Annotated in this window: 19 protein-coding genes; 7 read left to right on the top strand and 12 right to left on the bottom strand. The window is 47.5% G+C overall.

The features are described from left to right. Positions 1-129: 129 nt before the first annotated feature. From ACOMHB_RS25445 to ACOMHB_RS25435, 3 genes are all read right to left on the bottom strand, one after another. Positions 130-279 (bottom strand): hypothetical protein, encoded by a 150-nt coding sequence (locus ACOMHB_RS25445; protein WP_448218853.1) that lies wholly within the window; start codon positions 277-279, stop codon positions 130-132. A gap of 124 nt (positions 280-403) precedes the next feature. Beyond that, the gene (locus ACOMHB_RS25440) at positions 404-982 is read right to left on the bottom strand and encodes a hypothetical protein (protein WP_448218852.1); all 579 of its coding nucleotides are present in this window, start codon (positions 980-982) and stop codon (positions 404-406) included. Between the two features lie 18 nt (positions 983-1,000). Next, positions 1,001-2,362: an AAA family ATPase gene (locus tag ACOMHB_RS25435; RefSeq protein ID WP_448218851.1), complete on the bottom strand. Its 1,362-nt coding sequence runs from the start codon at positions 2,360-2,362 to the stop codon at positions 1,001-1,003. A gap of 250 nt (positions 2,363-2,612) precedes the next feature. Between ACOMHB_RS25435 and ACOMHB_RS25430 the strand changes: the two genes are divergently transcribed. From ACOMHB_RS25430 to ACOMHB_RS25415, 4 genes are read left to right on the top strand one after another with little or no spacing between them, the layout of a single operon-like run. Beyond that, the gene (locus ACOMHB_RS25430) at positions 2,613-3,479 is read left to right on the top strand and encodes an energy transducer TonB (RefSeq protein WP_448218850.1); all 867 of its coding nucleotides are present in this window, start codon (positions 2,613-2,615) and stop codon (positions 3,477-3,479) included. A 20-nt stretch (positions 3,480-3,499) separates the two neighbouring features. Next, positions 3,500-4,120, top strand: coding sequence for a YqgE/AlgH family protein (locus ACOMHB_RS25425; RefSeq protein ID WP_448218849.1), 621 nt, complete (start codon positions 3,500-3,502; stop codon positions 4,118-4,120). A gap of 43 nt (positions 4,121-4,163) precedes the next feature. Next, complete coding sequence (gene ruvX / locus ACOMHB_RS25420) at positions 4,164-4,604, top strand: Holliday junction resolvase RuvX (RefSeq protein ID WP_422135725.1); 441 nt, start codon at positions 4,164-4,166, stop codon at positions 4,602-4,604. After that, positions 4,582-5,442 (top strand): hypothetical protein, encoded by an 861-nt coding sequence (locus ACOMHB_RS25415; protein WP_448218848.1) that lies wholly within the window; start codon positions 4,582-4,584, stop codon positions 5,440-5,442. Before ruvX ends, ACOMHB_RS25415 begins: the two co-directional genes overlap by 23 nt. A gap of 20 nt (positions 5,443-5,462) precedes the next feature. Here the strand turns inward: ACOMHB_RS25415 and ACOMHB_RS25410 are convergent, their stop codons facing one another. After that, positions 5,463-6,590, bottom strand: coding sequence for a PilT/PilU family type 4a pilus ATPase (locus tag ACOMHB_RS25410; RefSeq protein WP_448218847.1), 1,128 nt, complete (start codon positions 6,588-6,590; stop codon positions 5,463-5,465). A 2-nt stretch (positions 6,591-6,592) separates the two neighbouring features. Continuing rightward, positions 6,593-7,627 carry a type IV pilus twitching motility protein PilT gene (locus ACOMHB_RS25405; RefSeq protein WP_422135728.1) on the bottom strand — a complete coding sequence of 345 codons (1,035 nt, stop codon included), beginning with the start codon at positions 7,625-7,627 and terminating at the stop codon, positions 6,593-6,595. A gap of 105 nt (positions 7,628-7,732) precedes the next feature. Here ACOMHB_RS25405 and ACOMHB_RS25400 point away from each other — a divergent pair, with 105 nt between their 5' ends. From ACOMHB_RS25400 to ACOMHB_RS25390, 3 genes are all read left to right on the top strand, one after another. Next, on the top strand, positions 7,733-8,449 hold the full coding sequence (locus tag ACOMHB_RS25400) for a YggS family pyridoxal phosphate-dependent enzyme (RefSeq protein ID WP_422135729.1): 717 nt from the start codon (positions 7,733-7,735) through the stop codon (positions 8,447-8,449). Beyond that, positions 8,439-9,263: a pyrroline-5-carboxylate reductase gene (gene proC / locus ACOMHB_RS25395; RefSeq protein WP_448218846.1), complete on the top strand. Its 825-nt coding sequence runs from the start codon at positions 8,439-8,441 to the stop codon at positions 9,261-9,263. The genes ACOMHB_RS25400 and proC overlap by 11 nt, the downstream gene beginning before the upstream one ends. 134 nt (positions 9,264-9,397) lie before the next feature. Next, positions 9,398-9,949, top strand: a complete 552-nt coding sequence (locus ACOMHB_RS25390) for a YggT family protein (protein WP_422139181.1) — start codon at positions 9,398-9,400, stop codon at positions 9,947-9,949. Between the two features lie 160 nt (positions 9,950-10,109). Here ACOMHB_RS25390 and ACOMHB_RS25385 read toward each other — a convergent pair whose 3' ends face one another. From ACOMHB_RS25385 to ACOMHB_RS25355, 7 genes are all read right to left on the bottom strand, one after another. Beyond that, positions 10,110-12,038, bottom strand: coding sequence for a hypothetical protein (locus ACOMHB_RS25385; protein WP_448218845.1), 1,929 nt, complete (start codon positions 12,036-12,038; stop codon positions 10,110-10,112). Positions 12,039-12,388: 350 nt separating this feature from the next. Beyond that, positions 12,389-13,366 (bottom strand): hypothetical protein, encoded by a 978-nt coding sequence (locus ACOMHB_RS25380; RefSeq protein WP_448218844.1) that lies wholly within the window; start codon positions 13,364-13,366, stop codon positions 12,389-12,391. 231 nt (positions 13,367-13,597) lie between these two features. After that, positions 13,598-14,815, bottom strand: a complete 1,218-nt coding sequence (locus ACOMHB_RS25375; RefSeq protein ID WP_448218843.1) for a hypothetical protein — start codon at positions 14,813-14,815, stop codon at positions 13,598-13,600. 317 nt (positions 14,816-15,132) lie between these two features. Further along, positions 15,133-16,869: an ankyrin repeat domain-containing protein gene (locus ACOMHB_RS25370; protein ID WP_448218842.1), complete on the bottom strand. Its 1,737-nt coding sequence runs from the start codon at positions 16,867-16,869 to the stop codon at positions 15,133-15,135. Between the two features lie 231 nt (positions 16,870-17,100). Next, complete coding sequence (locus tag ACOMHB_RS25365) at positions 17,101-18,603, bottom strand: hypothetical protein (protein ID WP_448218841.1); 1,503 nt, start codon at positions 18,601-18,603, stop codon at positions 17,101-17,103. 283 nt (positions 18,604-18,886) lie between these two features. Further along, positions 18,887-19,465, bottom strand: coding sequence for a chorismate mutase (locus tag ACOMHB_RS25360; protein WP_448218840.1), 579 nt, complete (start codon positions 19,463-19,465; stop codon positions 18,887-18,889). Between the two features lie 291 nt (positions 19,466-19,756). Further along, a complete protein-coding gene (locus ACOMHB_RS25355; RefSeq protein WP_448218839.1) occupies positions 19,757-20,350 on the bottom strand; it encodes a hypothetical protein in 594 nt (197 codons plus the stop codon). Positions 20,351-20,411 lie beyond the last annotated feature (61 nt).

The following is a 20,411-nucleotide window of genomic DNA, read 5'->3' as shown; positions in this document are numbered from 1 at the left end:
ACTCGCCAGAATATGCGAAACCAACTGGCCAGGTACTTAAATATGTTTTAAAAAGATATAGAAAAGTCATCCTGACTATAATGACAACTCTGTTGGCAAGACTAACAATCGATAGTGATTAATAAATTCTCAGGAGATAATTAACTTCGCTATCTTGTCTGATTGATCGATTATTGATTCCGGCGATTTCTCTACTCTTATCCCCAAGGTTTTCAGTACAGCTTTGGGTATACTGACGATACTTGCTCCACCGGACTTTCTGACAGCTATAGATGTCATGGTACTTTTCTCCTGATGTTTTACTCAAGTACAACCACGACAGGGTTTTACTCAAGTAAAACTATCTAATGAGTATAAAACCCCGTACTGTGAGGATGGAGACATAAGCACGGCTTGTATCAATTCATTCTATTAATTCGTTCAGCCGTATTCTTGCTATCCTGCCTCGAACTGAATGGAAGTGTACTTTACCATCCTCTTTATTGGATGATCTTTTTACCCTTGTTAATCTTTTCTTAATCATTGACTTTCCGGTATGAACACAAACCCTCTTGAAGGATAATTCTTCTTTAACCGAGTGCCATGTTTTAGCAAGAGAAAATAGATACTCAACAAAAAGCTCAGAGTTCTGAAGCTGTAGCCTTAACTCACTTTCTCTTGGTTTATTTGATTTCATATCGCCAACAACAGCAATTAAACTCCCTTTGTTTCTTGTCAAAATAACAAAATCACAGCTTTTATTAACTTTGTCATGCTGAACATTTAGATAGCATGAAAGCTGTTTAAAACATGCTTTCAAACGACCAGATGACCGATAATCCAGAGTAAAAGCAATATCTCCATTAGTAAGGCCTGTTATTTCCAGACTCCTGAGTTTTGCATCTGCTCCAGTTTCTTTAACAGTAACTGTAAGCATGCCTGACCTTTCCACTATGGGCAATATAACCTCTGGTGCAAGCAAAGCAAGAAATTCAGATCTCATAAAACCAAGCCCCTGAATTCAATACATCTGATAATAAATGTCATCTTGCAATGTATTGGCATCCTCTATTTTTTGATCAAAAACATCGGTATCAATACCCTCTTCAGTGACCTCCAACTGATGAACTTTATGATCAGAGTGTACTGTGTACGCCTTAACCTGTTCTGGCCGTAATATATCTTCTTTGACCATCTTATGTTCTTTCATGAGGTGGGATCGCCCTTTGAAATCAACATTAAGCATGATTCTGTTATTTATTTCACGCACCAGAAAATCGCTGTGAGTAGTCATAACAACTTTAATACCAGCATTAACTAACCTGGTCAGTAACTTGGCCATTTGCCTTTGCTTATCTGGGTGAAGATTTAACTCTGGCTCATCAATAATCAGAACACTGTTTTTTTCAGCTATAGAATTGATATACAGATCCAACAAAAACAGTGACTTAATCGAAGAAGAAGCCAGATAGATGGGTAGAGCAGTTTTATCCCTGTTTCGCTCTTTAACAGGTTGATAAAGGACCTGGTCATTTACAGTTTTAAAACCGCCACCAATAATCTCTCTTAACGCATCAAAAACAGGCTTGTATTCACCTGCTTTATCTTCTTTAAGAAAACTTTTTTTCTTTGCAATATTATCAGTATCACGAATAATATCGATATTATCCTTAATAGGTTCTGCGTATCTGGAACGCATACTATTCAACAACTTGAATGGGTTAATCCCCTTTTTGCTGCTATCGGACAAATGCTCAACCAGAATATTCTTACTAAGATCCAGCTCTTTATAGAAAAGAGAAATACCAGTCCTTTCAGAAGTCAGTACAAAAGGTGTCAATATGCAAGCACCAAGAAGCGTCCTGGCCAGCTCCCGCTCTACAATATCAATAATGGCAGGCTCAGGTAGATCTGAATCAGTATCCTGAAGCGTGACAATAAGAGTATTATCCCCTGCCTCTTTAGAGACAAGTAGCACATCCTTTCTACCCAATCTCACTACTCGATGGATATTTTCACTCAAATCCAGCGTATAGTTTTCAAGCTTCAGACCCACCCTGGCTTTCGACATCAGGTCGGAATCCGTGTTGAAGTACTTCCCAAGATTGTGGCTAAAACGATCAGACATGTTCTTGAGAATCTGATCGAGCTTTCCCGCATAGTCTGTCAACGAGAGCTTTGCAGTTCCATGCTCCTTCAAATTCTTAAAAATCTCAGGTTCAAGATTAAACGAGGCTATAAAAGGGTAATCTTTCAACAAGCCATACATAGCGTAGTTGAGCCAGGTTTTGCCGACATTATTTGGACCACAGATCAGAGTCATATCTCCCAACTCTATTGATCCCTGATCCACATACCCCAGATTTTTAAATGTAAATTTCATAATGATGGGTGTACCGAACTTTCTCAGACCTCAATAATACACAATTTTCGTTACCATACGGCAAATGAGTAGGCCTGACACCTATACCCATTGGAAATATGTCCCCAAACCCCGCAAGCAGTACTTGCGTACCCTATGCTCATTGATGACAATGCTTATGTAGCTGGTGAGGTATTGTGATAACCTTCCAGGCCCCAGGGAGATCAACTATAAGATTCAGGATGCACTACCCAAGAGGCCCACTCCGTCAATGACGACCGTTTCTTCTGCCGACCGCCTAGGCTTTACCGTTTTTATGGCAGCCGCTATTCATGCCGTGATTGTGCTCGGTCTGTCTTTTGGACTTGAAGACAAAGCTCCACCTCCGAAAACGCTTGAAGTCACCCTTGCGACCTACAAGAGCCAGAAAAAGCCGGAAGATGCCGACTTCCTGGCCCAGCTGAATCAGCAGGGCAGTGGCACACTTGAAAAAAAAGCCACACCCACTACCGACCGAAAAGCCGACATACAGGACAACAAAATCAACGAGGTTGAGCTTCAGCCACAGGAAGCTGCTGCGCCTGAAACGCAAGCAAAGAAAACATCTCAGGTCGTTACCCGGGCTGAGAGTGAAAAAAAAGTTCAGGACACTGACGTTATTGACCAGCCCACAGATGAACAGCCCAAAAAGGCTGAGTTCAGCAAACAGATCGATCTGCGTCAGGAGATTGCCAGCCTCGAAGCTCAACTCAGTGACCAGCGCCAGGCCTATGCCAGGCGCCCTAATGTGAAACGACTGACCTCAGCCTCAACCATGCTTGAGCCCGGTGCCGCTTACAAAAATGCCTGGAAACAGAAGGTCGAACGTATCGGTAACCTGAACTACCCTGCCAAAGCCCGCCAACAACAACTGTACGGCGAGCTCCGTATGATGGTGGCAATTAACCGTGATGGCACTCTGTCCAGTGTCGAAATCTTAAAATCTTCGGGTTACAGCGTTTTAGATGATGCGGCTCTCCGAATTGTCAGGTTAGCTTCTCCCTACGCACCCTTCACTGACGATTTACGGGATTACGACATTGTCGAGATCATTCGTACCTGGCGCTTTGAAAAAGGTGACAGACTATTTAGCCAGTAAGGTTTCTGAGCGAATATTCATTGAGCACTTTATTTGCCATCGGGACCGTTTGCCCTGATACTCCCACCATGAGTAGTGAAACCTTTCAAAGCCTCAAAAACCACTTCCTGATTGCTATGCCTCGCATGGCAGATACTTCTTTTGCGGGTACTCTGACTCTGGTTTGTGAACACAATCCCGGCGGCGCATTGGGAATCATCGTTAATCGCCCGACCGATCTGACGCTGGGTGAAGTGTTCAGTCAGGTAGGCATCAGCGATGCGGACGAATGCTTTCTCAGTCCCGACACCATTTATGCCGGCGGCCCGGTGGCGATTGAAAGGGGCTTTGTTCTCCACTCTGGCAGCGATCGATGGGATTCCAGTCTTGAAATCAGTCATGGGCTTGCGCTAACCACTTCCAGGGACATTCTGTTCGCCATGGCCCGGGATGAAGGCCCTGATGCTTCACTGGTGGCCCTGGGCTATGCCGGCTGGGGTGGCGGTCAACTTGAAAAAGAGTTGTCTGATAATGCCTGGCTCACCTGCAAGGCCAATCAACAGATTATTTTCGAAACGCCTTTCCAGCGACGTCTGGATGCTGCCGCCAACTCATTGGGCGTCGATCTTCGGCTGCTCTCTGATCAGGTTGGCCACTCATAGCCCCCCTCAGCAAAAGGCTCACTCTGGCAACGTTAAAGAAAACATGACTGAAAAAAAACTGAATACCCTGATGGGCTTTGACTTTGGTACACGTAATATTGGTGTGGCTGTCGGTCAGGCTGTGACTCGAACGGCGACAGCATTACCTTCTATCAAAGCAAAAGATGGTATTCCAAACTGGACCGATGTTGCTGCGCTGATTGAAGAATGGCAGCCGGATGCCGTCGTGGTGGGTATCCCTCTGAATATGGACGGCACCGAGTCCCCGATGTCGATGCGAGCCAGAAAGTTCGGCAAACGTCTCCATGGTCGTTACAACCTGCCTTTCTTCGAAGCGGATGAGCGTCTAAGCTCTTTTGAAGCCAAAGACTGGGCAAACAAACTGGGCCACAGTGGGCACTATGGCTCTAGTCCCGTCGATGGTATGGCAGCACAAATCATACTGGAAGGCTGGATGAACGATGAGAACAACCCGGTACTCTAGCTACGCTCTTTCAACTCTGTTTATTCTGTTTCTGGCTACCCTGTGCCTGAAATCCCAGGCCGGTGAGAGGGACATTATTCACCCTCTCTGCTTTGAACCTTTCGCCAATCTGGAAGCAGGCAGCCAGTCGTCAGGCAAGAAGACCATCGACCTGAATGACTGCATGAACAAATACCTCAGTTACCCTTTCAAGCAGCCTACCCCATGGCAGGCTGTTTTTGAAAAAAATGATCAACCCGAATACAACAGTGAAACCGGTTTACCCACTTATTCCAGCTATACATTGATTGGGCAGATGGAAAACCAGCAGGTGTTGATGAGTTATTCTGTCAGTTACGGAGGCAGCGGCACATTTAGCCATGCTTTTCTGGTTGAGGGTATCTCACTGCAAAAGCAGGTCCCCAATAACACGACACTGACCCAGACTTTGCTCGTTGAAGGCGGTGATCGCTGCTTCGGAAGTATTGAACACCTGTCTATTATTTCGCCTCAGAAATTTGAGATCCGGCGCAAAGTAACACCCAGTGCGCTCGTTGGTTACGGGATGAAGGCAGACTACGCACAGCGAATGACGAAAGGCCTGCCAGATTGTGCGCTATGTTGCATAGGCAGTTTAGTGGAGCAGGTGGATATGAAAGGCAACAGAGAGCTGGTGAACGTCATTCTGCTGCCAAGAGAATTGCGTGAAACGGCGACAAAGCAGGAACGCTGCCTGAACCGTCTCACCAAAGCAGACATCCATACCGATATTTTCACCAAAGAGGATTTTGTAACCCTTCAACAGAATTACATTAAAGAGTGCCCGGACTACGATACTCCCTCCCTCAAGGGGCTCTGATACCGGGCTTCAATCGGGCTCTAATAGATCTCCTCATGCTGCAAACTAAGCTTGTCTGCCATTTTGGTCAGATGCTCCCCATCAGCCTCTGGCCCCAGCTTGATCATGAGACGCAGATCGTTGGGTGAATCCGCATGCGCCAGAGCTTCTTCGTAGGTGATTTCTCGATTGTTATAAAGCTCAAACAACGCCTGATCAAAGGTTTGCATACCCAGCTCGCGGGACTTCTTCATAATGGTCTTGAGTTCATGAACATTGCCGTGAAGGATAGTATCCTGAATCAAGGGTGTATTGAGAAGGACTTCAACGGCTGCCCGGCGATCTTTGCCATCCCGGGTTCTCACCAGCTGCTGGGCAACCAGGCCTTTCAGGTTCAGGGATAAATCCATCCATATCTGACTATGACGATCCGCCGGGAAGAAATGGATGATCCTTTCCAGTGCCTGATTAGCATTATTTGCGTGCAGTGTCGCCAGACAGAGATGCCCTGTCTCTGCGAATGCCAGGGCATATTCCATAGTTTCACGGGTCCTTATTTCACCAATCATGATGACATCCGGTGCCTGTCGCAGGGTGTTTTTCAGAGCCACGGCATACGACTCTGTATCAATGCCTACTTCACGCTGGGTGACAATGGATTTGCGATGCTGATGGATAAATTCGATCGGGTCTTCAATACTGATGATGTGCCCGCAGGCATGTTCATTCCGATGCCCGAGCATCGCCGCAAGGGAAGTCGATTTACCAACACCGGTCGCCCCAACAAAAAGCACAAGGCCTCTTCTGGTCATAGAAAGGTCTTTAATCACCTTCGGCAACTTCAGCTGATCCAGTGTCGGGATCTGGGTCTCAATCCTTCTCAATACCATGCCAGCCAAATTTCGCTGGTAGAAAGCACTGACACGAAAGCGGCCTATTCCAGAGGCTGATATTGCAAAGTTGCATTCATGCTCGCGATTAAATTCGGCTTTTTGATCCTCATCCATCACACCGTAGACCATGTCCCGGGTCATGGCAGGTGCCAGAGGTTCCCTGGTGACAGGAACAATCCTGCCATTGAGTTTAAAACTGGGTGGAAAGCCAGCCGTGATAAATAAGTCAGAGGCCTTCTTTTCGGCCATCACTTTTAGTAAACGATTGATATCCATGGTTAAAAGTTTTCCGGGTCCCGGGCTTTTTCCTGAGCCACATCTTTGGCAATCAAGCCTTTTCTCACCAGCTCGTGGAGACACTGGTCAAGTGTCTGCATACCCAGGGCACCTCCGGTCTGGATGGAAGAGTACATCTGGGCAATCTTGTCTTCGCGAATCAGGTTACGAATAGCAGGAGTACCGATCATAATCTCGTGGGCTGCCACACGTCCGCCGCCGTTTTTCTTGAGCAGGGTCTGGGAGATAACTGCCTGCAGGGATTCTGAAAGCATGGAGCGCACCATGGCTTTTTCAGCTCCCGGGAATACGTCCACCACACGGTCTATCGTCTTGGCTGCGGAGGTGGTATGCAGAGTTCCAAAAACCAGGTGACCGGTTTCTGCAGCCGTCAGCGCAAGACGAATGGTTTCAAGATCGCGCATCTCACCCACCAGGATAATATCGGGGTCTTCACGAAGTGCCGAGCGCAGTGCGTCGCTGAAACTGTGGGTATCCCTGTGAACTTCCCGCTGGTTGACCAGACATTTTTTGGAGGTGTGAACAAATTCAATGGGGTCTTCGATGGTTAGTATATGCTCATACTTGTTGTCATTGATGTAATCCATCATGGCCGCCAGACTGGTACTCTTACCGGAACCTGTAGGGCCCGTCACCAGTACCAGCCCCCGGGGCTTCAGAGCAATATCCTTGAACACCTGACCCATGCCCAGTTCATCCATCGAAAGCACTTTACTGGGGATAGTACGAAATACAGCACCGGCTCCGCGGCTCTGGTTAAAGGCGTTGACACGAAAGCGGGCGACGCCGGGGACTTCAAACGAAAAGTCAGTTTCCAGCTTCTCTTCGTAGTCTTTTCGCTGCTTGTCGTTCATGACGTCATAGATCAGGCTGTGAACGTGCTTGTGATCCATGGGAGGCAGGTTAATCCGGCGAATATCCCCGTCTATACGAATCATGGGTGGCAGGCCGGCTGAGATGTGAAGATCCGAAGCGCCTTGCTTGTGACTGAAGGCCAGCAGTTCGGTTATGTCCATGAATTTCCCCCTGAAACCCGGACGCAGGTAAAATAGACCGGGACTCCTTCTTATGTTCAACCGAAATATCGGTTTCTACCTATTAACCAACTACTGTACAGGCTGATGACCTTATTAAAAAGTCAATTCGACCAGGTTTTTGAAAGAATTCACAAAGCTGAGCAAGCCAGCGGCCGGGAAAGTCAGGTAAAACTTCTGGCAGTCAGTAAAACCAAACCTGCCGGGATGATTGCCGAGGCCTGGCAGCTGGGTCAGAGGGATTTTGGCGAAAACTATTTGCAGGAGGCTGTGGATAAAATAACCCAACTCAGCGATCTGGAAGGGTTGGTCTGGCATTTTATCGGACCGATCCAATCGAACAAAACCCGCGATATTGCCAGTCACTTCCAATGGGTACACAGTGTCGATCGTTTTAAAATTGCCCAACGACTCAATGATCAGCGCCCGGAACAACTTCCGCCCCTGAATATCTGTCTTCAGGTCAATATCAGCGAAGAAGAAAGTAAATCCGGGGTCACTCTGACAGAACTTCCTGAACTGGCAGCAGCCATATCCCAACTCCCCAGGCTTCAGCTGCGCGGACTGATGGCAATACCCGCACCGGAAGAAGATGAAGTTAAACAGCGGGCTCCCTTTAAAAAGCTGGCAAATGCCCTTGAATCTCTTAACCGTGAGCACCATCTAACTATGGACACATTGTCCATGGGAATGACCAGTGACCTGGAGGCAGCCATTGCTGAAGGGGCAACCATGGTTCGCATTGGTACGGCTCTTTTCGGGGCCAGAAGTCAGAACCATCAAGGAGTCAGGAATGACCAATAAGACCATCGCATTCATCGGTGCTGGCAATATGGCCAGCAGCATCATGGGTGGATTGATTGAACACGGCTGGCCGAAAGAGAGAATATTCGCTTCCTGCCAAACGCAGGAAAGTGCCAGAAAATGTTCTGACCAACTCGGTATTCATACCTCTACCAGCAATCTGGAAGCAGCAGAAAAGGCTGAAATTGTGGTGCTTGCTGTTAAACCTCAGATGATGAGAGCGGTTCTGATTGAACTGGCCTCCGTGCTTCAGGCGCATAAGCCCTTCATTATTTCTGTAGCTGCCGGTATCCGCCTGGATAGTCTGGATGTCTGGACTGGCGGCGGCCTGCCCATTGTCCGCAGTATGCCCAATACGCCATCACTTCTGCATTGTGGTGCGACAGGCCTGTTCGCCAATCCCCGGGTAACGGATGAACTGAAAGCCATTGCCAATGAGATTTTTTCACCCATTGGCATTCTTCACTGGCTGGACAAAGAAGAACAGGTCGATACCATCACCGCCTTATCAGGTTCGGGTCCGGCTTACTTTTTCCTGATGATGGAAGCCATGGCAGAAGCTGGGGTCAGGCTGGGGCTGGATCATGAAACCGCTGAACGTTTTTCATTGCAAACCGCTCTGGGAGCTGCAAACATGGCCGTTCAGAGTGGTGTTGATGCTGCCGAGCTTCGCAGAAGAGTCACCTCTCCCGGCGGAACCACTGAACGGGCTTTGAAAACCTTCCGACAGGAAGGCTTTGAAGCGGTGGTTTACAAGGCGGTTAAGGCCGCAAAAGAAAGGGGTGCGGAACTGGCAGAACAACTGGCTGACTAGGAGCCTCTATTTCCCGCACCCGGAAGTTTCATAGTAAACTGGTCAGGACACTGGGCTCAGCCACATAAGCCACCTTGCTTCCCCGGCTTGCTCACTTTTATTTAACCATGGCTGTTTAAACACGAAGGATTTTTATGTCAGCACTCTCCTCCAGCCTCGTCTTTCTGATACAGACCCTGGGAGGTCTGTATATCATGGCTGTACTGCTGCGCTTTCTGCTGCAATTGGTTAAAGCAGACTTTTATAACCCCATCTCCCAGGCCATTGTCAAAGTCACTTCGCCGCTACTGAATCCTCTCAGGAAAGTAATTCCGGGAATGGGTGGTCTGGATCTGGCTGCTCTGGTCCTTGCCCTGATCTTGCAGATACTGCTGGTTTACGTACTCTTTATGGTTCAGGGTATTGCCGCTAATGCGATTCCTTTTCCCCAGGTGCTGATTGTCAGCCTTAAGGAGCTGGCAGGTGAAGTTTTGAACATTTATATGTTCAGCCTGATCGTCATCGCTATTGCCAGCTGGGTAGCACCCGGCAGTTACAACCCGGGCCTGATGCTGCTGCATCAACTGACCGAGCCTCTGAGCAGCAGGATCAGACGGGTAATTCCGCCTTTGGGAGGATTGGACTTTTCCCTGATGGTACTGGTTTTGATTATTATTACCCTGAAAAACTTCATTGCTGCATTGTAATAAAGTTTGAGACCCCCAAACCTCTGGCTTTTGCCGGTATCGCATAACTCTCGCAACGCATTCCTACGCCCGGGCCCTGTGGGTCCCAGCGTGGGAACCAGAGCTTTGTGACAACCTCTGGAGCCCGGGAACAATTCACAGGTTTATTGAACACTGTGGACTACTCTTCATAGGGATCGACATCCATATCGTAATCAACATCCCACCCTGCTCCATGGGTATCGCTGGAATCTTCCGCAATGCCCGCAAGCTCCGTTGAATGATTATGAGCGTCGCTTATTGGCGGAAGTCGCGAAATTGATAATGACACGGCTGATAGGGCGTTAAGAAACGAAGATCCACGGCCAAAGCCGCAAGACGTGAGGTTGAAACCAGGCAGAAAATGTAAGCTTGCTCCTGAGGCTTGCGATTGAGATGGCTGGCTTTGTCGCCAGTTTTGTCCTTCACCACTTGAACTTGATGGCATGACACTAACCGAAGATCCACCAGCTTGTGGCTGAAAGGTTTGTGTTCGGCCCGCCGAACTTCCTTCGGATCTCAGCGACACTTCAGTTGATCCACCGGATTCTCCGAGTCTGCAAAAGCCATTGCAGGAATCGAAGAAACAATTAGAACTCATAGTATGGTTCCCAAGCTCCCTAAGATGACCATGAGTGTCGCTTACCATAACGCCATATGGCCGAAATCGATCAAGTGGGAACCTGGCAGCTTCTGAACGTCCTATGCAGATACGAACCCAAGGTTCACTGGTAGTCGAGGGGTCGAAACCAGCCACAAGATGGCCGATTGCTGCTGAGTTTTGTCGTTCGCGAAATGCAATTGATGGAATGACAATAAGCAAAGAACCACCGACTCCTAGTTGATTGTTTCGCATTCCCGTCATGCCACGATTAGTGTGGCCCGCCGAACTTCCTTCGGATCTCAGCGACCCTTCAGCTGATCCACTATCGCCGGATTGTCGGAGTCTGCAAAAACCATTGCAGGAATCGAAGGAACAATTAGAACCCATAGTGTGGTTCCCAAGCTCCCTAAGATGACCATGAACGTCGCTTACCATAACGCCATATGGCCGAAATCGATCAAATGGGAACCTGCCGACTTCTGAGCGTGACATGACGGTACGAACCCAAGGTTCACTGGTAGTCGAGGGGTCGAAACCAGCCGCAAGATGGCCGATTGCTACTGAGTTTTGTCGGTCGCGAAATGCGATTGATGGAATGACAATAAGTATAGAACTACCGACTCCCAGCTGATAGGTTGGCGTTCCTGTCATGTCACGATTAGTGTGCCCCGTCGAACTTCTTTCGGAACTCCGCGCCCCTGCAACTGATTCACTGCTACCGAATTGTCGGAGTCTGCAAAAGCCATTGCAGGAATCGACATAACAATTGAAACTCAGAGTATGCCGGGATTGCTCAGGGCCCTGATTACCGCCCCCAGAGCCAGAAGAAATGAGGCTGGACAAAGCAATTGTAAGATGGGGAGTTGTTCCTGAGGCTTGCGATTGAGATGGCTGGCTTTGTGGTTGGTTTTGTTGCCCGTTTTGTCCTTCGCCATTTTCGGGTTTTGTTTTGGTGGTGATCAAAACCGGGTGATCCCCCTGTGCCAGCATAGGTACCGGGTCCAGTTGATCCATAGGGTTAAACAGCGGCGAATCGGGGTTCCAATAGCTTTTCAAAAGCAAGCCAAGAGTGGCAAACGCCTCTGCGGGCATCCATGAATAAGATTTGGCGCTCAGAGGGGTGTCGCCGGTGGTCAGAATCAATTTGTAAGCAACCAGCAGATGACTAACGTAAATTAATTCCCACGAGATCGATTCAATAAGGGACTTTGTTGCACCATAACCGCCAACTCTGTGTGAATTGTCATCAGGCGGCAAAATTAGTCCTGCGTCATCACTTATGCCTGCGACGGATGATGGATTATACGATAACGCATCAAGATCACGCTGTACAAAAAAGCTTCCTTCCGAAACGACTCCGTCGTGTTCAAACTCGACAATAAAATGTGTTTTCAACGATTCGGCGTGACAGGTAACAGCCAGCCACGCCAGCAATAAGAGCAATGACGAAGAGAGTGTTTTTTTCAAACTTAATCCTTAGATGCGTTTTGTGCTTTTTCTGAACAGGAAAGTTAGACCAAGAGATTAATAAATCAAGAAAACAAGTATTTTTTCAAAAACAACCACTTGTTCCAATGCTCAAACAGTGTCGTAAAACTCTGGTCTTCACGCTCTTAGGCTCTGTGGGTCCCAACATAGGAACGATTCTGGAAACCAAAGGTCACACCGGGTAAGAAAATGTCGCTTGAGTAACTGCATCATTATCAGCACTCGCGATGAAGTTTAATTCTATGGGCGTGAGCATCCAAGCAGGGTGCCCCGCACACATCACAGATTTTGTAGAACATTGGCCCGGTACGAAGTGTATCCGCCGGGTCTCAGCCATCGGATGGTGCTCGGAATTTACACTCACCATGACAGGAATCGATGTGACAATTGAAACCGTAAGTATGTTGGGGTTGTCTATGGCCCTCTGAACGTTTCGTTTGGCCAGTCCGCGCTGCGCAGGGGGTAAAATAGATGCCAGCCAAATACAGGACGGGAGTGAGAAGCCCCTCTACAACCTGGCTAAACAAACTTTGTTCATTATTCGCCGTTCTACGGGGTGATGATCGGAGTTGACAAACGCCATGACAGGAACCGGCGTAACAACTTAAACCATAAGTATGTTGGGGTTGTTCAGGGCTTTCGCCACCATCGCCCGAGCCCGACGTCAGTAAGCCGGTGATAGAGCCTGAAACCCCGGTGCTGGTTGTTGTCCCTGAGGCTTGCTGACCGGATGAACTGGTTTGCTCATTTTGTGGTTGGCTTTTTTGCTGGCCATTTCCGGAGAGCATCATAGTGCTGATCACAAATGGGTCATCCCCCTGTGTCATCACAGAGGTCGCCTCCCGATGATCCATCGGGTTAAACAGCAGTGAATCGGGGTTCCAATAGCTTTTCAAAAGCAGGCCGACAGCAGCAAATGCTTCTACAGGTATCCATGAATCAGCCTTGGTACTCACAGGGTTGTCGCTGGTGGTAAGAACCAGTTTGTAAGCAACCAGCAGATGAGTGGCAAAAATCAACTCCCACGAGATCGATTCAACAAGGGACTTTGTTGCGCCGAAGCCGCCAACACTGCCTGATTTGTCGCCAGGCGGTAAAATTGATTCTGCGTCATCATTTATGTCGGCAAAGTGTGACGGATTGCACGACAATGAATTAATATCACACTTTATAGAGAAGCTCCCTTTTGGGACACTTTCACCCTGTTCAAACTCGACAATAAAATGTCTTTTCAACGGTTCAGCGTGACAGACAACAGCCACTGACATCAGCAATAACAGCAATGAGGAAGAGAGTGTTTTTTTCAAAATTCAATCCTTACATCTGTTTTGTGTTTTTTCTAAACGGAAAAGTTAGATCAGAAAATTGATAGAGCAAGAAAAAAAGCATTATTTCAAAGGCCAAAGGTCTCACCGGATAAGAATTCGCCGACAAGAAGAGGGCAGGATATCCCCCTGTTCAGGGTAGACAAAAACTCCTCTGTCCTGTTAAAAAAACGAAAGTTATGTGAGATCATGGCGCGTTCCGGGCTTGTACTCTCAACGCCTTCCATGAAGTCTTCTATTCTGCATTATTGCATGCCTTAATTTATGACGGAGCAGCTCTGCAGTATTCCCGAAGATCTTCCCACAAAGCCGCCGTCCGCCATTCTCTTCAGGCACTCTCACGTCACAGAAATGTGGCCTGACGTGGTGTTTGCCTCTGTGAAGCCACAACATTCTGACACTCCTGAGGATCATCCCGCATGGCCGCTGCTCTCCATTCTGTCCGATCACTATCGCGTGACATTCGTTTCTCCTTTTACGAGTTCTGTTGGCTACCCCTGCAATTATTGGACGCAAATTTGGGTTAGCTGGAATGGGCTCTTGCTGGTTAATTTGCCCGTCGAAATCATTTTGGATCTGAAGATTGCAAGAGATTTCCGGGCGGGGACAGGAACTTTGTCCGGGTGTTGAGCCTGTATCTCCTGTCGTACTTTTTTCGGAATTCAGCGGTCCTTCAGCTGACTCTCTGCTATCAGATGATAGTCGGAATATACAGACGCCATTGCAGGAATCAGCGTAACAATTTAAAGCCAGGGTATGCTGCTGGTGTTGTTCAGGATTTTCGTTACCGCCGCCAGAGTCAGAAGACAGGAGCCGGGTGAGAGAGCCTGAGAGTCCATTACTGCTTGCCCCTGAGGCTTCCTGACCGGGTGACTCTGATGGCCGACTTTGTTGGCCGTTTTCATGGACAGGAAGTACCATCATATTAATGGTTGCAAGCGGGTCATCCTGACTTGCCTTCAGCTGATCTATCAGATCAGACAGCGATGAATCGGGCTTCCAATAGTTTTTCAAAAGCCAGCCGACAGCTAAAAACGTTTCTACAAATAGCCATGGATAAGGTTTGCCACTCAAAGGGGGGGCATTGCTGGTCAGAACCCATTCGTAAGCCACCAGCAGATGAGTGGCGTAAATCAATTGCCATGAAATGGACTCAATAAGGATGGCTTTTAACCTGTAAACGTTAAGTCCATGTGGTTCATCATGAGGCGATAAATCGGGCTCTGCATAGCCCTTTGTGTCGGCAATATCTGACGAGTTGCGTGACAGAGTAGCGAGGTCATGCTTTATAAAAAAAGTCTGGATTGAAGAACCTGCATCATCCTTTTGAAACTCGACAACAAAACTTTCTGTCAACGGGTAGGGCTGACAGATAACAGATAATGAGGCAAGCAGTAAAAGCATGGCCACATAGAGTGAGTTTTTCATCATTGCACTCTTGCATATGGTATACAGACAAGAAAGATAGTTAGAGAAAGTGACAAATCAAAAAAGCGTTTTTTGTCAAAAACCAAAGGTTGCATGAGGTAAAAATTTTTCAGGAAGAAGATGCCAGAACACAAACCATCCCCGACCCGAGTCTAATTATCGTCCACTGTCGTTCGGTTAAAAATCGAAAGATATGTGAGATTGGATGCGTGTTTTGAGTTTCAGTCCACACTGGGAAATCACAAAGCCTTTTACCGCGACCTGTATTGTCCGCTCTTATATCCCCACCCTCGTTTGGGCAAGGGTTTATGATGTTTTTGCTAGAAGGACAGCGGTCGGTAAACAAAAGCTCTCAGGTGCTTGGGCAGCTGCAGGCAATTGGAATCGGCGCACAGGGTCTGCCAAAAATTAGCCCGGTTCTGCACCAGCCGCTTGCGGATAGAGGCACGGGCCCAACACTGTAGCGATGCCGGTTGATAAGGTACAGGTGTATAATTCTTCAGGATGTTAGCAACTTTGATATGCCCGTTCTTCTCAGCCAGATGGAGTAAGCTCAAATCGGGCTTATTGTGCTTATTACTGACATTCGGGGGAACCCATAGCTGGTCAAATGGAACAAAGTGCCCGGCCAGCAAAATGGTGACGATTTCTACTCCTTCTGAATAATACTCATACTCATACCCATACCCATACCCATCCCCATGCCCATAAACTAGCCTATCTTGCAGATCTTGATGGATAACTTTAACGCCCTCAGAATCACGAACATTTGGATTGGCACCATTGGCCAGCAGGAGCTTGATCACCTTCAGATCACGTGAGCTTACCGCAAGAGACAATGGAAAGAGAAAGCCATTGGGATCATTTGGTTCCACGCCGTTGGCCAGAAGGGTGGCTGTCATTTGCGGACCACTGCGTATCGCCCAGCACAACAGCAGCGCACGGTCAAAGTAACCGGAATGGTACAGACTGGCACCGCTATGAAGCAGTAATTCAACGATTTCAGCATGTCCATCCCTTATCGCAAACCATAGCGGACAGTGGCCTTTGTGGTCCGGGGCATCGGGGTCAGCACCACGAGCCAACAGAATTTTGACAGTATTACTCTGACCAGCCCGCAATGCATAATGCAGTAGTGGATCGTCGTGGCCCAAGGCATTTGCATTAACCCCTTGATTGAGCAGGATGCACACCATTTCTGGATTTATGGATGAAATAGTCACGCTAGCAAGGTCGATTGTCTGATTGATATCAGTGCGTTGAGTGAAGAATTGAGCTGGAAAAACACCAGTATTCAGCGGCCCTTCGGCGGACGCTTTGCTATCGGTTGATGATCGGAGTTTACAAACGCCATGACAGGAATCCACGTAACAATCTAAACCCAAAGTATGCTGGTGTTGTTCAGAGCCTTCGTTACCACCACCAGAGCCAGAAGACAGAGGACTGGTAGAATAACTGCCAGGTTGGTTGGAGGTGGTCCCTGAGGCTTGTTGACCGGATGATGATGGCTGCTGGTTTCGTTGGCCGTTTTGTTGTTGGTTATTTCCGGGAAGCATCATCCTGGTGATAGTAAAAGGCTCATCCCCCTGCGACATCATAGAGGCCACCCCCGGTTTTTCCAGTGGATTAAACACTAGTGAGTCGGGGTTCCAATAACTTTTCAAAAGCCAACCAACAAGGACAAAAGCTTCTGAAGGTAGCCATGATATTGGCTTGGCGCCCAGAGCATCGTTATGGACCATTTCGTAAGCAACCAGCAGATTTGTGGCGTAAAGCCATTGCCATGGAATGGACCTGATAAAGGCTGTGTTTAACCCATAACCGCTAAGCCCATGTCGCTTATTAACAGGTAGAAAATCTGAATCTGGATCGCCATTTGTGTCAGCGATGTCTGACGGGATGTGCGGCTGTGTATTGGGGTCACTCTTTATAGAAAAACTCTGGGTTGAAGAGCCTGCAACCGGTTGAAATTCGACAACAAAACCCCTTGTCAACAGTTCGGCTTGGCAGAAGACAGGTATTATCGCCAGCAGTGTTGCAAAGAGCGAGTTTTTCATTGTTCCATCTCTACATTCTAATTTGTAAAGAAAAAAATAGATCGAAAAAGTGACAAATCAAAAAAAACGGTTTTTTGTCAAAAATCAAAGCTTGCATCAGGTAAAATTTGCCGGGAAGAAAATGCCGGAATACAATTCATCCGTGACCTGATTATAAATGACGTCTACCGTCGTTCGGTTAAAAATCAAAAGATATGTGAGATTGGAACGTTTTCAAACCCTTCGATTATTTCATTCAGACGGGTATTGCTTCTGGTGGAATGTTCTCCTGTGAAGAAGCAGCTCTTCAGTAGTATTGAAGATCACTCCGCATAGTCGCCGCAGCAACCCCCCCACGCCATCATCCATTAACACAGCCAGATCACAAAAATGTGAACCGATAATGTGGTCACTTCTTACGGGATGCGACCATCTGATATCCCATTCACCTTCGTGATATAACTGGCTGTGACTCTGCTGCTGTACACTATCTCTGAAGACCGTCCCGCATAATCGCTGATCACCATCCTCCCCGCACACTATCAGGTCACAGAATGCTGGCTCAACGTGGTATCTCATTTTGTGACTCGACAGCAATTTTTTATTCCTTAAGTGCTTACCGCATGGCATTCGCCTGCCATTCCTCAAAATCACTGGTCTGTCACAGACAACTGTTTTGAGACGATTTGCATTGGCTGTCCCTGCACCTAGTCCGGTGTGGAATCTGATTTTGTGACACGACAGCCTTTTGGCACTCCAGAAGATCTTCCCGCATGGTCGCTGTTCGCCATCCTGCCCGACCAGTATCACGTCACATTCGTATCCCCTGTCACGGGCTGTATTGGCAGCTCCTGCATTTGCCGGGCTTACAGTTGGGTTAACCGGAATGGGGTCTTGTTGGCTCATTGGCTCGTGAGAATTATTTTGGGACTCAACGTTATTTGGGAATTCCGGGCAAGGATATGGGCTTTGCTCTGGTGTTGTTCCTGTTTGTCCTGTCGAACTTTCCTCAACATTCAGTGGCAATTCAGCTGACTCACTGTTCTCGGGTGACGGTCTGAATATACAAGCGCCATGACAGGAATCGACGAAGCAATTTAAACCCAAAGTATGCTGCTGGTGTTGTTCAGGGTCTTCGTTGCCGCCACCAGAGTCAGAAGACAGGGAGCCGGTGACAGAGCCTTGAATTTGGGGGCTGTACGCTGAGGCCTGCCCACTGGAAGATTCTGATTGCTCGCTTTGTTGCTGGCTTTGTTGTTGGCCTTGCTGTTGACCATTTCCGGAGAGCATCATGGCAGTGTTCGCTAATGAGTCAACCTGACTTGCCTCCAGTTGCCCCATCGATTTAAACAACGATGAATCGGGGCTCCAATAGCTTTTAATAATCCAGCCGACAGCGATAAAGCTTCCAACGCTTAACCATAGATTAGCTCTGAATTGAGGAGCTGTATTAGTGATCAGGAACTCGTCAGCAACCAGCGGACTGATAGCGTAAACCCATTGCCACGAAAGAGATTCAATAAGGGTCGTTTTTAGCCCACAACCGCCAATTCCCTGTGGTTTGTCGGCAATGTCTGACTGGTTGCACGACAGTGTGTTAGAGTCGCTCTTTATACTAAAATACTGGATTGGAGAACTTGCACCACCCCGCTGAAACTCGACAACAAACCGTCTTTTCAACGATTCGCCGTGACAGATGACAGATAATGAAACAAGTAGTAACAGAAGTGCCATATAGAGTGAGTTTCTCATCATTCTATTTGTGCATACGATTTATAGACATGAAAGATAGAAGGAGTAAGTGTCAGATCAAGAAAATAAACGTGTTTTTTGTCAAAAACGAAAGGTTGCACCAGGAAGCTGACCGAGAATAGACTGCCCTACGCGGCAACTGCTCCTGGGTTGCTCAGTCAAAAACCGAAAGAAACTTGAGACTATTTCGCCTTGTGCAGCCGGGAGTACGCTTTTTGAGCAACGAGCCAAGCGGACTCATGACTGGTTTGAAAATGCTATGCACTACAGGTTTCAACGCACTGCACTAGCTCTTGATCAAACGTATCCTCTGAAGACTTTCAAACATCTTCTTTTTATCGTTTTCAGATAAATGCTTTGTATTCACCGTTCTGTCAAAGTCTTTCTGCAGATTATTATCAAAAGACCCTCCATCTTTCAGGTATTCGCTGATTCTAACCACAATTTCATCACCAAGCTCCAAAAGCTTTGGCCTGACCTCAGAAGCTAAATCCCGATATTCACTATTTTCAGGATGGGTAGATAACCAGTCAGCCCTATAGCGATATTGAATCGCCTTGGCAGCATCCATCTGTGCCTGAAAGAAACCAACAATAGAGTCCGGTTGTAAACCTGCCTGCTGCGCATCGACCAATGCTTTCTCAAGCACCTGCTTTTCTCTGGCCAAGTCTTCAATCGCACTGTGGCTTTTGGCCTTGGATAAGGCGACATCCTGCATATAATTCAACCGTTGGTTGATTAACTGAAAGATTCCATTCGACATTGTATCGGCAACCGTCAAGGTGGATAGTGTCAAACAGAGCAAACCAATGACTACAAGCTTTGTACTTCCCCAACAATCCTCAGAGCTTAGAACCAGTTTCATTCTGTCGATTCCGCTAGTGACACAGTTCATATTTTCCCAATACCTTCAAATATCTGCCAAAGTCACCAGTGCTTGAGATGAAAAATAAGCTCATACTTAACTCCATTGACAGCCTCTAGAAGTACGGGGTTTTACGCTCATTCGATAAAACAACATAATTCATGTCGCTGATTGGATGTCCCCAAACCTCTTCCCCAAACCTGCACTGGCAGGAATCGACGAAACAATTTAAAAGCAAAGTTTACTGCTCGTGTTGTTCAGGATCCCCGCTACCATCACCAGAGTCAGAAGTCAGGGAGCCGGTGACAGAGGGGAGGTGTTTGCCCCTGAGGCCTGCTGACTGGATGATTCTGATTGGTCGCTTTGTTGTTGGCCTTGCTGTTGGCCATTTCTGCGGAGCATCATGCTGGTGTTTGCAAATGGTTCATCCTGACCCGCCTCCGGTTGACCCATCTGCGGTGAATCAGGATTGCTATAGTACTTAACAAACAAGATGACGGCGATAAACGCTTCCCGGCGTAGATTATCTCTCTGGTGAGGAGCAAAATTGTTGGTAACGAACAGTTCACAAAAAACCAGCATATTGCCAACGTATATCACTTGCCACGGAACGGACTCAATAAGGGTCGTTAACCAATAACCGCCAAGTCCGCGTTGTTTGTCATCAGGCAGAGCAGCTGAGCCTGCATAGTCGCCATTGTTGGCAGACTGATTGCACGACAGTGTATAAGAGCCATTCTTTATAGAAATATTCTGGACTGAAGAACCTGCATTATCCTTTTGAAAGCCCACAACAAATCGACTTTTCAACGATGCACCCTGACAGATTGCAGATAACGAAGCAATCAGCAACAGCTGTGCCACGCAGAGTGACTTTTTCATCATTCCATTCCCGCATCTGACTTATAGAAGAGAAAGATAGATAGAGAAAGTGTCAAATCAAGAA

The organism is Endozoicomonas sp. 2B-B, assembly GCF_053470045.1.
The sequence above is the reverse complement of the archived record's forward strand: the minus strand, read 5'-3'. Positions and strand labels throughout refer to the sequence as shown.